12 protein-coding genes are annotated in these 15,406 nt (G+C 33.6%); 4 read left to right on the plus strand and 8 right to left on the minus strand.

Going from position 1 to position 15,406, the window contains the following annotated elements; genetic code table 11:
- Positions 1-149 precede the first annotated feature (149 nt).
- Positions 150-1,769, plus strand: a complete 1,620-nt coding sequence (locus tag B3C18_RS20930) for a L,D-transpeptidase family protein (protein ID WP_291151317.1) — start codon at positions 150-152, stop codon at positions 1,767-1,769.
- Positions 1,770-1,834: 65 nt separating this feature from the next.
- Here B3C18_RS20930 and B3C18_RS20935 read toward each other — a convergent pair whose 3' ends face one another.
- From B3C18_RS20935 to B3C18_RS20945, 3 genes are all read right to left on the minus strand, one after another.
- On the minus strand, positions 1,835-4,261 hold the full coding sequence (locus B3C18_RS20935) for an ABC transporter permease (protein WP_291151320.1): 2,427 nt from the start codon (positions 4,259-4,261) through the stop codon (positions 1,835-1,837).
- A gap of 137 nt (positions 4,262-4,398) precedes the next feature.
- A complete protein-coding gene (locus tag B3C18_RS20940) occupies positions 4,399-5,106 on the minus strand; it encodes an ABC transporter ATP-binding protein (protein ID WP_291151322.1) in 708 nt (235 codons plus the stop codon).
- Positions 5,107-5,220: 114 nt separating this feature from the next.
- Positions 5,221-6,465, minus strand: coding sequence for an efflux RND transporter periplasmic adaptor subunit (locus B3C18_RS20945; RefSeq protein WP_291151325.1), 1,245 nt, complete (start codon positions 6,463-6,465; stop codon positions 5,221-5,223).
- A 157-nt stretch (positions 6,466-6,622) separates the two neighbouring features.
- Between B3C18_RS20945 and B3C18_RS20950 the strand changes: the two genes are divergently transcribed.
- Both B3C18_RS20950 and B3C18_RS20955 read left to right on the plus strand, forming a co-directional pair.
- Positions 6,623-7,978 carry a sigma-54-dependent transcriptional regulator gene (locus tag B3C18_RS20950; protein ID WP_291151328.1) on the plus strand — a complete coding sequence of 452 codons (1,356 nt, stop codon included), beginning with the start codon at positions 6,623-6,625 and terminating at the stop codon, positions 7,976-7,978.
- A 196-nt stretch (positions 7,979-8,174) separates the two neighbouring features.
- On the plus strand, positions 8,175-9,500 hold the full coding sequence (locus tag B3C18_RS20955) for a sensor histidine kinase (RefSeq protein WP_291151331.1): 1,326 nt from the start codon (positions 8,175-8,177) through the stop codon (positions 9,498-9,500).
- Positions 9,501-9,635: 135 nt separating this feature from the next.
- On the opposite strand, the gene B3C18_RS20960 is transcribed toward B3C18_RS20955, so the two are convergent.
- From B3C18_RS20960 to B3C18_RS20980, 5 genes are all read right to left on the minus strand, one after another.
- Entirely contained in the window at positions 9,636-9,965 is a 330-nt protein-coding gene (locus B3C18_RS20960; protein WP_291151334.1) for an MGMT family protein, read from the minus strand.
- Positions 9,966-10,166: 201 nt separating this feature from the next.
- Positions 10,167-10,805, minus strand: coding sequence for a LysE family transporter (locus B3C18_RS20965; RefSeq protein WP_291151337.1), 639 nt, complete (start codon positions 10,803-10,805; stop codon positions 10,167-10,169).
- Positions 10,806-10,846: 41 nt separating this feature from the next.
- Positions 10,847-11,524 carry a tRNA (guanosine(46)-N7)-methyltransferase TrmB gene (gene trmB, locus B3C18_RS20970; RefSeq protein WP_053469925.1) on the minus strand — a complete coding sequence of 226 codons (678 nt, stop codon included), beginning with the start codon at positions 11,522-11,524 and terminating at the stop codon, positions 10,847-10,849.
- Between the two features lie 619 nt (positions 11,525-12,143).
- Positions 12,144-13,526: an ammonium transporter gene (locus tag B3C18_RS20975; protein ID WP_291151341.1), complete on the minus strand. Its 1,383-nt coding sequence runs from the start codon at positions 13,524-13,526 to the stop codon at positions 12,144-12,146.
- 263 nt (positions 13,527-13,789) lie between these two features.
- Positions 13,790-14,278 (minus strand): nuclear transport factor 2 family protein, encoded by a 489-nt coding sequence (locus tag B3C18_RS20980; protein ID WP_291151344.1) that lies wholly within the window; start codon positions 14,276-14,278, stop codon positions 13,790-13,792.
- Positions 14,279-14,605: 327 nt separating this feature from the next.
- On the opposite strand from B3C18_RS20980, the gene B3C18_RS20985 reads away from it, so the two are divergent.
- Positions 14,606-15,289, plus strand: a complete 684-nt coding sequence (locus tag B3C18_RS20985) for a hypothetical protein (protein WP_291151347.1) — start codon at positions 14,606-14,608, stop codon at positions 15,287-15,289.
- Positions 15,290-15,406 lie beyond the last annotated feature (117 nt).

Raw genomic sequence — 15,406 nt, forward strand, 5'->3', positions numbered from 1 at the left:
TTGTCAATTTTCTTGATTAAATTTGAGTGCCTTAAATCTAAGATTTCCAATAGTACAAGAAAGTATGAAAACTTATTTTTGGAGCTTCGTTATGAGTTTTCGATATTTTTTGAAATGATTTTTATTTTAAAAATTTAAACCTTAAAAATATGCGAAATTTTACTTCTCTTTCTGTAATTATTGCTTGTAGTTTTTTAATGTTTTCTATTAATGCAGCAAGCCATACATCAAAAATTAAAAATGAAAACGCTGAGTTTGAAAACATTTTTAAATTCAAAAGCAAGTTTGTTTTAGGGACAATTGATGCCGCTTCAATAAACAATTTTTATGCGAAATATCCCAAACTGAAAAAATACCAAAAAGACGTAGAAGATCTTTATAAAAAGAAAGCTTATAACACGATTTGGTATGATGATAAAAGTGTCAGTGAGTTTGGTTCTTTATTGTATCATAAAGTAAACCTTTTAGAAGAACAGGGTATAAATGCCGAAATGCCTTATATGGATTTGGTTGATGCTGTTTTTAATGAAAATGTTTCGAATAAACTGCCGCAAATAGATACAGAGCTTTTGCTGTCTAATATGTATGTGTTTTATGCAAGCAATGTATATTCTGGAGTTGATGCAGAGACTTTGAAAAAAATTGGGTGGTTTCTTCCAACCAAAACCATTTCGTACGATCGAATTTTAGATTCTTTAATGGGCGATCCAAGCCGATTGAATAAGGATGAAAACCTTCTTTTTGGCCAGTATTATAAACTTCAGGATGTTTTACAAAGATATCGCAATATTGAGAAAAACGGACTTTGGAAAAAAATAGACATTGACGAAGCAAATTTCAAAGATTTAAAACCTTTAGACAGCGGAAAAGTGATCCAGCAAATTAGAGAACGTTTGTTTGTGGTGGGTGATTTAAAAGAAAATTCTAAAAGCCAATATTATGATCAGGAAATGATGGACGCGGCTTTAAAATATAAAAAACGATACGGACTTAAACTGAATTATACTTTTACAAAAGAGCAAATCGACCAAATGAACGAACCAATTGGAAACAGAATCCGCACCATTATGCTGAACATGGAACGCTGCAGATGGATTCCCACCAAACTGGCAAAAGCAGATGAATATGTAATGGTAAATATTCCGTCGTTTCGATTGGTGTATGTAAAGAATGGAAAATATGATTTGGTTTCGGATGTTTTTGTGGGAACGCGAATGACAGAAACGGTAATTTTTAGCGGTAATATCGACCGAATTGTTTTTAGTCCGTATTGGTATGTTCCGGCGAGTATTATCAAAAATGAATTAAAACTCAAAATGGCCGAAGACAAAAATTATCTCGCCGATCATAATATGGAATGGAATGGAGGAAATGTGAGACAAAAACCTGGACCGGACAATTCTTTAGGATTAGTCAAATTTTTGTTTCCAAACCCAAACGATATTTACCTGCACGATACGCCTGCAAAAAGCTTATTTGAATTTGAAAAACGTATTTTCAGCCACGGTTGTATTAATGTAAAAGATGCCAAACAATTGGCATTAGAAATCTTAAAAGATAATCCTGACTGGCCGGTTGATAAAATTAATCAGGCGATGAGCGGTGAAAAAGAAACCACCTGCATGCTCAAAAATAAAATCCCAATTTATATAGGCTATTTTACGGCTTGGGTAAGCGATGACGGCGAAATTGGCTTTTATCCTGATGTTTATGATAGAGATCAACGCTTAGATAAATTGTTGTATGCTGATCCGGTTGCTTTAAAATAAAAAACAAATCCCCGTCAAGATTCTCATATCTGACGGGGATTCTTTTAAAAAAATGGTCTACAAGCTTATTCGTATTTTAAATATTTTAAAACATCTATTTTGGTTACCTGATACGCTTTTGCCAAAACAATTAGCAAAGTAAGTACTAACAGCGAAACAAGCGCAATACTAAACGGAACGGGCGAAACATTAATTCTGAATGCGAAATCCTCCAGCCATTTTTGCAATAAAATATAAGCCGGAACAATACCAATTGCAAATCCTGTAAAACAGAAAACAATATATTGTTTTGATAATTCTTTTAGCAAAACATCTGTTTCTGCGCCAAGCGTTTTTCTAATCGCAATTTCTTTCAATCTTCTTTCCATCGAAAATGATGCCAAAGCAAACAATCCAAAAATAGCAATCGTGATTACAACCAGATTCAGGATAAAAAACAAATCTTTTTGTTTGACTTGCTGCTCATAAGTTTTTGCAAACCCTTTGTTTACAAATTCATAATCAAAAGGATAATCTGGATTTACATTTTTCTCCCAATATGTTTTTAATTTTTCTAATGTTTCAGATAAATTATTTGGAGAAACCTTTATATATACATTGTCAAAGTTGTTCCATTTCAGTGTTTTAAGATTGACGAAAATCATTGGCGGAACTTTATTCTGCAATCCCGTAATGTGAAAATCCTTTACAATTCCAACAACTTTAAACTTTAAATTTCCCTTTTCATCTCCCCAGCCAGAAGTGATCGCCGTATTTATAGGATTTTTAAGCCCTAATGATTTAGCCAGTGTTTCATTTATAAGCCAGTTGCTAACAGTATCTGATGCAAATTTTGGAGATAAATCACGACCCTCAACCACTTTAATTTTCATCATATCAAGAAAACCAAAATCCATTTCAACATTTCGCGGCTGAACAAATACACCATTGTGCGTAAAGCCCGAACTAGAATTAGTACTGTTGCCAAATGTACCGGCAAAAGTAGAAACTTCCTGAACGCCTGATATTTTAAGAACTTCCTGTTTTGTTAATTGATATTTTTCACCCTTTGTTTTGTAATCGTTATGATTAAACGGAACTCTGATAACCTGATTACCATTAAAACCAAGATCTTTATTCATCATATAATCAACCTGAGAATTTACGATCAAAGCACCAATGATGAAAAATGTTGCAATTCCGAATTGAAAAATAAGCATCGAATTTCGAATCCAGATACCGCTTTTACTTCTGGAGAAATTACCTTTTAAAACTTTTAAAGTTTCGAAATTTGAGATATAAATGGCAGGGAATATACCCGCAAGAATGATTACTAATCCAAAAATCAAAATGAGCTGCAGGTAAAATTCGCCGCCATTCATAGTCAAAGTCTTTCTTAAAAAAGAATTATAATACGGAAGAGAAAGTTCAACAATTGCCAAAGCAAACAAAATAGACAGCATTACAATTATTGTCGTTTCGAATATAAACTGCGCAATAATTTGGTTTTTTGAAGCACCAACAATTTTACGAACCCCAACTTCCTTAGCACGTTTTATGGCAGAAGCTGTAGCAAGATTAACATAGTTTACCAATGATAAAACTAAAATTAAAATCGATAAACCAGCCATAATATAAATAAGCTGTAGATTTCCTTTTAACTCTGGAGTAGCAGAACCCGAAGTTTTTGTGCCATGTAAATGCAGCGTTTTCAGCTGGTCAAGTATAACCTCTATTTCTCCATTTTCTTTGACGTACTGCTCAACCGTCTGTCCGCTTTCTTTAGCATCTTTTACAGTTCTGTTTACATAATTTACATTGTGCATTTTCTTTAAAACCGAAACAGGGTCAGCACCTTTTTTAATTTTAATCATCAAACCATAATTAAAATTCCCCCAGCTGTTAATGTCACTTTCACGCACAATATCACCAAAAACATAGTTAGGCTCAATAGAAGAAGGTGTCACAATACGAAAAACAGATTTTACGATATAAGACTTATCATTGTAAGTAATAGATTTTCCGATAGGATCTTCATTATTAAAAAGCAGTTTAGCCTGTTGTTCAGAAATAGCAACGCTGTTTTTCTCTTTTAAAATATCTTTTTTAGCACCTTTTAGGATTGGAAAAGGGAAAAAATCAAAAAAGTTATTATCAGATACCGTTATCTTTTTATCGATTACTTTTTTGTTCTGATACTTTATAGCTGCTTCGTTATACCAATTGTGCATAAAGGAAATCTGCTCAATTTCAGGAATTGTTGCCTTGCAGGTTTGTCCAAATGGAATTGAACTTGTAGCCCACGTATCTCCGGTTCTTCCTATTTTATTCAGAACCTGATATACATTTTCTTTCTCCGGATTCCATTGATTGTAAGCGTGCTCATTATTCCAGTATAAAATGGCAAAAATCACGCTGGCAACCCCAATGCTCAATCCTAAAACATTTAAAAGCGAAAACAATTTGCTTTGCCTTAAATGATAAATAAATATTTTAAACCAGTTAAAAATCATGGTATAAGTTTTATAATTACGTTAGTTATTTTTTGGTCCAAAGGCTAGTTGTGCCTTTTAAAGAAGAGTAAAAATTTTGCAAACAAATCCCACCAGAACTAAGATTGCAGTAATAACAAATTTTATCATTTTTTCGATTATTTAGCGTCCATAAAAACATCAACATTGCGTTGATTTAATTTTTCAGAGAATATAACACCGTCTTTCATATGAATCGTTCTTTGTGAAAAAGAAGCATCATAATCAGAGTGGGTAACCATCAAAATTGTAGCACCTTTAGCATGTAAATCAGTTAAAAGTTCCATTACCTCATTACCATTTTTACTGTCCAGATTTCCTGTTGGCTCATCTGCCAGAATAATTTTAGGATCATTAACCAAAGCTCTTGCTACCGCAACCCTTTGCTGCTGACCTCCCGAAAGCTGCTGCGGAAAATGTTTCAAACGATGTGAAATATTTAGTTTCTCAGCAATAGCCTCTATTTTTTGTTTTCTGTCAGATGCTTTAACATTATTGTAAAGCAAAGGCAGTTCGATATTATCATAAACCGAAAGTTCATCGATTAAGTTGAAGTTTTGAAAAATAAAACCAATGTTTTCTTTACGAACAGCAGCTCTTCCTTTCTCTTTTAAATTAATCATTTCCTGATCCAGTAATTTATAACTTCCAGTAGAAGCGCTGTCCAAAAGCCCGATAATATTTAATAAAGTCGATTTTCCGCAGCCAGAAGGCCCCATAATCGTTAAGAAATCTCCTTTTTTAATTTCTACATTAATACCGCTTAAAGCAGCAGTTTCAACTTCTTCTGTTCTAAATACTTTGGTTAAATTTTGTATCGTTATCATATTTTAAAAGATTAGTTATTAATTGCGTTTTTTGATTGATGATTGAAACCTTTATAATTGTGAATTGTAAATGATTAATTGTGAATGCAAACTGAGACTGAACACTGCGACTGCTTACTGCGACTGAATCGAAAGTTCCTCAATATCCTTATAATCTGAATAAGAAGAAATCACAACAGATTCGCCTTCTTTTAAACCTTCCAGAACTTCATAATACGAAGGATTTTCTCTTCCTAATTTTATGTTTCTTCTTTCGGCTTTATTTCCTTTTACTACAAAAATCCATTTCCCCGCAGTTTCCTGATTAAAACTTCCTTTTTGTACCACCAGTATTTTGTTTTTCTCAGATAAAACCAGCTTCACGCCAAAACTTAAACCATCTTGTAAAGCAATATCTTCTTTAGAAACAAAAGCTAATTCTACAATAAAATGCCCGTTTTTAACCTCTGGAATTACTTTAGTAACAATAACCTCCAGCGTTTTTCCTTTAAATTCAACCTGACCTTTTAAACCTTCGCGAATTTTTTCCAAATAAAACTCATCAACATCAGCAGATAATTTATACCCTTTTTTAGAATCAATTTTTCCAATGCTTTCTCCAGCCTGAAAAGTCTTTCCTAAAACAGGTTCAAAAGAAGTCAGTCGGCCAGATTCTGGAGCAGTAATCAAAAAATTCTTTTTGTTATTTCTTAAAATGTCCAAACTCATTTCCATTGTTTGAATCGAACGGTTAATTTGAGAAATCTGCAATTGATTCGATTGTTTTTCCTTTTGAATACTTTGCTGAATCGTTTTTTTACGTTCTTCCTGAAAACGAAGACTTTCCTTAAAAGTATTCCAGTCGTTTTTTGAAATCACATCTTTGGCAAACAATTTTGCGTTTAAATCGTATAATCTTTTGGCGTCATTATAATCATGTTCAATTAAAACATAATCTTTAGTCAAATTCAATTCCTGATTTCTAATGTTCAGTTTTCCCGTATTCAAATTGTTGATCTGCTCGATAATAGCAGTTTCCTGAGTCAAATAATTCAATTCTGTATTTGGGTTGTATAAACGAGCCAGCGATTGTCCTTTTGTAACCATTGCACCGTTTTCAACAAAAATCTCTTTTACAGATCCTCCTTCAGTAACATTTACAAGCATTACGTTTAACGGCTCAACTTTTGCCTGAAAAACCACAAAATCTTCAAAAAAAGCTTTTTCGGCTTTATGAATTGAAAGTTCCTCTGCTTTTACATTTAAACTTCTTTTTGAATTAAAAGAAAAAAAGAGAATTGCGGCCAAAACTAAAAAAACTCCAATTGCTATTGTGAGATATCTAAATTTTCTATTTTTACGAGGAATTATCGTGTCCATTTTTTAAATAATTTACTGATAATCAATAGGTAAATACTGTGCCACAAAATTTATTTTTTGCAAAGCCCTGATTTTAAAGAGGCTTTAAAAAATATCCAAAAACGAAGTGTTCGATAATGAACAGTTGACCGTTCAAAATCGGACAAAAAAATACAGCATGAGAAAAAAGCAAGCCCAAATATTAGTTGTTGACGATCAGGAAGAAATTCTTTTTTCGGCAAAAATGATTCTCAAAAAACATTTTGAAACGATTTTTACGACAAACAATCCCAAAAAAATCATTTCAATTTTGAGTGAAAATGAAATAAATGTCGTTTTGCTGGACATGAATTACCGAATTGGTTTTGAAGATGGACGAGAAGGAATTCATTGGCTGAAAGAAGTAAAAACCCTTTCGCCAAATACAATCGTGATTTTGATGACCGCTTTCGGAAAAATTGATACAGCTGTTGAAGGAATAAAAATTGGTGCTTTTGATTATGTTTTAAAACCTTGGCACAACGAAAAATTACTGGAAATAATTGATAAGGCTGTCGCCGAAAGCCGAAAAAACAGTAAAAAACAAGTTGTTGAAAAAACAGAAAAAAGATATTTTGTAGGCACATCTCAAAAAATAAAACAGGCGTATTCTATTGCCGAGAAAGTAGCCAAAACCGATGCAAACGTTTTAATTTTGGGCGAAAATGGAACAGGGAAATATGTTTTTGCAGAGTTTATCCACCAAAATTCGGTACGAAAAAAAGAACCTTTTATTCATGTTGATTTAGGATCTTTAAGTGATAATTTATTCGAAAGCGAACTATTTGGGTACGCAAAAGGCGCTTTTACAGATGCCAAAACCGATACGCCAGGAAGATTTGAAATGGCGCAAAACGGAACCATTTTTCTGGATGAAATTGGGAATATTCCGCTTCATCTGCAATCAAAATTATTGCACGTTCTGCAGACTAAAACCGTTACACGTTTAGGCGAAAGCAAACCAAGACCTTTAAATGTCAGAATAATTTCGGCAACAAATAATGATATCAAAGCTGAGGTAAAAAGTAAAACCTTTAGAGAAGATTTGCTGTACAGAATTAATACAATGGAAATAAATCTTCCGTCACTTCGCGAAAGAAAAGATGATATAGTTCCGATGGCAAATTTTATTCTTGAAAATATTGCCGAAAAATACAATCATGGTCCCGAAGCTTCGGGATGGCATTTTGAAGAAAATGTCGCGCCATATTTAGAAAAATATCCGTGGAAAGGAAATGTTCGTGAAATGGAAAACAAAATTGAACGCGCTCTTATTTTAGCCGAAAACAACACGATTTCTGTAACCGATTTAGATATTCTCGATTTTGAAGAAATTCAGGAAAATGATGATAATCCATTATCTGAAATGGAAAAAACAGCAATCGAAAAAGCACTTTTTAAACATCACGGAAACATCTCAAAAACCGCCGAAGAATTAGGTTTGTCAAGAGCCGCTTTATACAGAAGAATTGAAAAATACGATTTAAAGAATTAAGATAATTTTGGCCACAGATTTCACAGATTAAAAGGATTTTTCTTTTACCTAAATTTTAGTTTCCCGCAGATTTTTGGGATTAATTATAATTCATTTTTATCAGCTAAATCCGCATAATCTGCGGGAAGCTAAAAATTTTAAGAGAAAGCAAAAAAATCATTTTAATCCTTTTAATCTGTGGCAAAAAAATAATTAAATGAAAAACTGGAAATTTTATAACGCCCTGTTCGCAAGAGTCTTGTTTGTAATGATTCTCTTTTTCGTTTGCGTTTTTCTGATCTATAAAATGTTCTATTACAACGCACTTTTGGTTGGTTTTTTTGCTTTTATATTCTTAGCCGAAATGTATCTTTATGTAAAAAACGAACTCCAGTTTTACGACAGAACTTTGCTTTCGATTCTTCAAAATGATTTTTCTACCAATTTTCCCGAAGAAAATAAAAAAGACAATTTTAAAAGCCTGTATCTTTTATATGAAAATTTAAAAGTGCAGCAGCAAGAACAGACATCAAAAGAAATGATTTACCGTTCGCTTTTAAATAATATTGACACCGCAGCTTTAATTTTGGAAAAAGAAAACGAAGACTGGGATATATTTTTGATGAACGACTGCTTCTCTGATTTATTTAAAGTGCCAAAAGTAAGCCATTGGAAATATCTTAAAAATTACCTGCCTTCGCTTTGCAATGAAATTGAAAAAACGGAATTCAGTGAATTGAAATCGGCAATTTCGATTAAAATTGAAGAACAGGATTTGCAGACTTTTATGCTCCAAACGTCAAAAACGCAAACGTATAATAAAGAATATTACATTATTTTATTAGATAGTATTCAGCGTGTTATCGAGAAAAAAGAAAAAGAAGCGTGGATTAATTTGATGAAAATTATTTCGCATGAATTAATGAATTCTTTGACGCCAATTCGTGCGCTTTCGCAGAATTTACTCCATATTGTTGATCAGGAAAGTTTAGAAGAAGATGATTTTGATGATATTAAAAGCAGTATTTCAACGATAATAAACCGAAGTGATCATTTGCAGGTTTTTGTAGAGAATTACCGTAAACTCGCCATGCTGCCAACGCCAACGAAACAAATGACACCAATCAATTCTTTATTCGAAGATTGCCTGCGAATCATGAGCCCGATTTTGAAAGCAGAAAACATCGAATTGATAAATGATATTCACAGTTCGCGTTCGATTATGATTGATAAAAATCAGATGGAACAGGTAATTATTAATTTGATTACCAATAGTGTTTATGCTTTAAAAGAGAAAAACGAAAAGAAAATGTATCTGTCAAGTTATACCGAAAACAATCGCTTTTTCATTTCAATTTCGGATAACGGAAAAGGAATCGATCCTGAAATTCAGGACAAAATATTTCTCCCTTTTTTCACCACCAGAAAAGACGGAGCAGGAATTGGTTTAACGCTTTCTAAAAACATTATCGAAGCTCACGGCGGCTACCTAAGCTACCAAACCGATGAAGATAAAACCAGCTTTGTGATCTGCCTTATTTGATATGAACCATATAAGTGATATAAGTTCATTTAAAAAGGGATTGTTTTATAGTTGAAGTTCAACTTTGTCAAAGTTTAAAACTTTGACAAAGTTCTCGTCTCGATTAAGTTTAGCTCTAAAATGAACTTATATCACTTATATGGTGGAAATTTCAGGTTTCCAAAAGTGTTTTTCGAAATCGACAATTTGATTGTTTACCACTTTAATACCTTCGTTTTCTAAAAGCTGTTGCATTAAATTAGTTCCGTCAAAATGATGTTTTCCAGTTAAAAGCCCTTTTTGGTTTACGACTCTGTGCGCCGGAACATCGTCCATATTATGACATGCATTCATAGCCCAGCCCACCATTCTTGCCGAACGTGCGGTTCCCAAAGCCTTTGCAATTGCTCCATAAGAAGTGACTTTCCCAAACGGAATTTGTCGGGCAATCACATAAACTCTTTCGAAAAAATTTTCTTCAGCCATAATTTTTTTTGCCACAGATTATACGGATTAAAATGATTTTTGCTTTGTCTTAAAATTTAAGTTTCCCGCAGATTTTACAGATTTAAACAGATTAATTAAATAAAAACCTTTTTAGATCTGCTAAATAAATCCGTGTAAAATATTTAACCACAAAGTAAAAAAATAATCATTTTAATCCGTAAAATCTGTGGCCTATAAATTTTAACTGAAATAGTAATTCAAAATATTAAAAAGTGTTACAATTGCAACTAAACCCGTAATGCTTCCAATAATAGTATTCATGTTTCGCATTAAGTAATCGGTTTTCTTTTCGATCTTTTCAAAGAAACCAATATAACTGTACAAAACAGCAAACGAACCCAAAACAGATCCTAAAACGAAAGTGAAAATAATGCTGTTTTCAAATACAAAAAGATTGTACGAAGCCAAAGTTACACTTACTACAACATAATACGGAATAGGAAAAAAGTTTAATGCAGAAAGCAGCATCCCAAGAAAGAAACGGCTTTTTTTACTGCTCTTTTTAATCTTCGATTTCTTTTTGGTTTTTGGCTCTTTCGCAATAAATAAAAAGTATATCGTTAAGATCGAAAAAATAACAAAACCTATTTCACGTAATAAGGTTACAACATCAGGGCGATTATCAATTACCTGCGCAAATAATACCGCAACGTAAACCTGAAAAAAAATCACTAAAACCGCTCCAATAACAAACCATAAAGCATTCTTTTTTCCTTCTTTCAGGTTTATTTTGGCTGCCGTCATATTGATTAATCCCGGCGGAATAATCCCAATTGCAGCGGCAATAAAGCCTGAAAGTAATGGAGTAAGATATACCATTCAGTTGTTTAAGCGATTAAAAGATGTTTTTCAAAATTAAATTAGTCTTTAATTTTAAAACGAATATACGTAATTGCCTTGTTAATTTCTAAATATTGTTTTTCATAAAATGTTTGAAAAGCAGTAACTTCCTCTGGGCTTCCTTCATTTCTGTACACATTATGATTTGCATACAAAACTTCGTGGCCTTCTCCGTGAAGTAGTCCAAGCGTATAACCGTGCATAAATTCACTGTCGGTTTTAAGATTTACGACACCGTCTTTTTTAAGGATTTTTTTGTACAATTTCAAGAACTCAGAATTCGTCATTCTGTGTTTTGTTCTCTTGTATTTTATCTGCGGATCCGGAAAAGTAATCCAGATTTCATCCACTTCATTTTCGGCAAAAATATGATTGATAAGTTCGATTTGGGTACGAACAAAAGCAACATTATGAAGACCGGTTTCAACAGCAGTTTTAGCACCACGCCAGAAACGCGCACCTTTAATGTCAATTCCGATAAAATTTTTGTTGGGATATTTTTCTGCTAATCCAACTGAGTATTCACCTTTCCCGCATCCTAATTCTAAAACCAGAGGATTATCATTTTTAAAGAAATCCGAATTCCATTTTCCTCTCAAAGGCATTAAATTGCCTACAACTTCTTCTCTTGTTGGTTGAAAAACGTTTTGAAATGTTTCGTTTTCTCTGAATCTTTTTAGTTTATTTTTACTTCCCACTTTTTACAAAAATTTTCAGCAAAATTAAGGAATATAAACGAATGAAAATAGTGCAATTGGGTTTTAAAGTTTTTTTCACTCCCGATAGCTATCGGGATAAGGATTAAAAAGATTTTTTCTAAACTTTAATATGTGTGTCCCTACGGGACAACTTCAGGCATCTTATTTATATTTCTACCGACATTTAACTCCTAACGGAGCATATCTCGTAGAGATTATATATCGGTAGAAAAAATGCGATACCGATAAAAATGTCCCGTAGGGACTATATGTTTTATATTGTTTTCCACAAATTACACTAATTTCCACGAATTAATTTAATCGGTATGAACGAAAAAAATTAGTGCAAATTGGTGTAATTCGTGGCAACTATTTTTTCTGTTTTTTTGCCACAGATTATTGGGATTAAAAAGATTTTTCTAAACACTAATCTCTTGTATATCTCGGAGAGATTATATATCGGTAGAAAAAATTTAATAGCAATAAAAATGTCCCGTAGGGACTATATGTTTTAAATTGTTTGCCACGAATTACACTAATTTTCATGAATTAATTTAAACGGTATAATCGAAAAAAAAATTAGTGAAAATTAGTGTAATTCGTGGCAAAAAAAATATTTTTAACCGTAATGCGGTTCTGTAATTGCTTTTAATTTTGGATCTAATGTTTCGTCGTGCTGCGATAAATCCAATCCGATGTGTTCGTTTTCTTCAGAAACACGAAGCGGAATAATGAAATTGGTTACTTTAAATAAGAAATAAGCCCCAAAGAAAGTAAAGATCGAAACCAGAACTAATGCCATCATATGATGTGCAAATACATTCCAGCCTCCATGTAATAAACTTGCATTTTCTCCATGCGCAAAAATAGCGGTTAAAATCATTCCCATAATTCCACCAACACCGTGGCATGCAAAAACATCAAGCGTATCATCAAATCTTTTTGATAAACGACAATTTACAACTGAGTTCGAAACCAAAGCCGTAACGAATCCGAAGAACATACTCTCTGGAACAGAAACAAATCCTGCGGCTGGCGTAATCGCTACCAAACCTACAACAGCTCCAATACAAGCTCCAAGAGCAGAAACTTTTCTTCCGTTCATTCTATCAAAGAAAACCCAAGTTAACATGGCTGCCGCCGATGATGTTGTAGTAGTTGCAAAAGCCATAGCAGCAGTTCCGTTGGCTGCAAGAGCTGAACCAGCGTTGAATCCGAACCAGCCAAACCATAACATTCCCGTTCCTAATAATACAAATGGAATATTGGTTGGAATATGCTGACTGTTTTTTCTTTTTCCTAAAACTAAAACTCCCGCCAAAGCTGCAAAACCAGAACTCATATGAACTACTGTTCCTCCAGCGAAATCTTTTACGCCAAAATAACTTCCTAGAATTCCTGTTGGATACCAAACTGAATGGCACAAAGGCGCATAAATAAAAATGGTAAACAAACTGATGAATAATAAATACGATATAAAACGAACACGTTCTGCGAACGAACCTGTAATAATGGCCGGAGCGATAATAGCAAATTTCATTTGGAACAAAGCAAAAAGCATAAACGGAATTGTACTTGCCAATTTTTTATGAGGCAATATATTTACATAATCCATAAACGCAAAAGTGGTTGGATTTCCGAAGAAACTATAAAAGTGATCTCCAGAACCAAAACCTACAGGATCTCCAAATGCAAGACTAAAAGCCACAACAACCCATAAAAGTGTTACAACACCCAGACAGATAAAACTTTGTAACATTGTAGAAATTACATTTTTACGGCCTACCATTCCGCCGTAAAAGAAAGACAATCCCGGTGTCATGATTAAAACCAGACAACAAGAAGTTAACATCCAGGCAACATCCGCAGGGACGATATGATCGGTTGTGCCAAATTCAGACAATACATAACTATTTTCAGTAACATTTGGCCAAAAAGCCCCAATAATACAAACGATGCTGATAATGATAAAGGAAATGATCCAGCGTTTCTCTATTTTCATTTTTTCAAATACTTTATTGAACCCTATTTTTTTTGGGGTCAAAGTTAAAAAAAATTAAATATTTAGATTTCAGGGGCTGTTAAAATAGTGGTTGTGTTTTGATTTTAGTCGATTTTGTAAAATACCCATCGCTTTTTTAATAGTTTTTCATTTTACTATTCCAAAACACACCCAATATTGTCAATTATACTATAATTAATTTGATACCGACGCTTATAAAGCCCTATAAAAGTTATGTTTATAAGAATAAAGCATAAAAATGTTTATTTTTTTTGAAGCTTCGCAATCAAAGCGTCTTCAATTGGTGCTTTTATTTTGGTTACAGCATCAACTTCATCATTCGGAATTGTCATTGATAATACATAATGCTGAATTTTCCATTCTTTGCCCACTTTTACCAAAACACCAGAACCACGGCAGATTTTCATTTGCGTATCTAATAATTCATCAAACCAAGCAATTTTTCCCGATTTGTCAAAAAAGATATGACGTTCAAGTGCTTTAAAATTCCAGGTTGTTCCTTTTTCGAAAAACGGTTTTGCCCAAATTGAGAATTCCTTTTTCGTCCAGTTTTCGGTTGCGTCAGTTCCTATATAAATTGCATCATCTGCCAAAGCATTAAAATAAGCATCAAATTTTACGTCGCCAGCGGCTTTATGCCACGCATCAAGTGTTTGATTGATTTTGTCTTTGTCGGTTTGAGCATTTGCAAAAGAGGCAACGAATAAAAGTAGTAAGATTGTTTTTTTCATGGGATATAGTATTTGAGATTAAAGATAAGGATTTTTTGATGGCGCACGGATTTTACAGGTTTAACCAATTTTTCTCATTTTATGTCATTTCGACGAAGGAGAAATCTCCACGAGAAGCTCGACAAAGATTGGATTCTAGGGACGGAGTTACTCACGGAGATTTCTCCTTCGTCGAAATGACAAACAGTATTCTTAATTAATTTACTTTAACAAAAACTCAGAGTTTCGGAGAGATTAAACGACAAAGCAACTTAAATTATCTTACATAACTTATATGGTTTAATCTCAAAAAGTGATTATATTTGAGTGCTTTAAAATATCCCAAATATGAATCCGAAAATCTTTATAAGTTCACTCGTTATAACATCATTGCTTTTTGTTTCCTGCAAAAAGGAATTAGAACCACAAGAAAGTACTGCAACATCTGAATTGGTAAGACTTGGACTTGCAAAAGACACAACAAAAACACCATCAGTTGTGCAGCAGAATCAGACTCAAGCTTCACCTTCAAACCCGAATACGGTTTTAAGCGATACAAAAGGATTGAATCCAGCTCACGGACAACCGGGCCACCGATGTGATATTGCAGTTGGAGCACCTTTAAATTCTGCACCAACTCAGCAAGTACAACAGGTACAGCAAGTTCAAACTCAACCTGGACAAACGGTACAAGTAAATCCGAATCAAAAAAATGTGGTTACGACTACCGTGGCTGCACCAGTAAAAGTTGGAAAAGGAATGAATCCATCGCACGGACAGCCGGGACATAGATGTGATATTCCGGTTGGAGCGCCTTTGAATTCTCCAGTAGCGGCTAAAACTACTCCGGCAGCTTCAACACCACAAGGCGGAACAATGACACAAAACGTTACCGTTCCTGCAGGAAATGCCGTTCCTGCTTTATTAAGCACGGACGCCAATAAAACTGTTGCAGAAGGAATGAATCCGGCGCACGGACAACCAGGCCATCGTTGCGATATCGCCGTAGGAGCACCTCTGCCAAAATCATAAAGAAGAGTTGCAAAGATGCAAAGTGACAAAGGTGCAAAGTAAAACAAGCGCAAAGAAAACTTTGAACCTTTGTCACTTTGCATCTTTGTACCTTTTCAAAATACATAAAAAAAAGAC

Origin of the sequence: Flavobacterium sp. UBA7680 (assembly GCF_002482975.1) — a bacterium.
In the GTDB taxonomy this organism is placed as follows: domain Bacteria; phylum Bacteroidota; class Bacteroidia; order Flavobacteriales; family Flavobacteriaceae; genus Flavobacterium.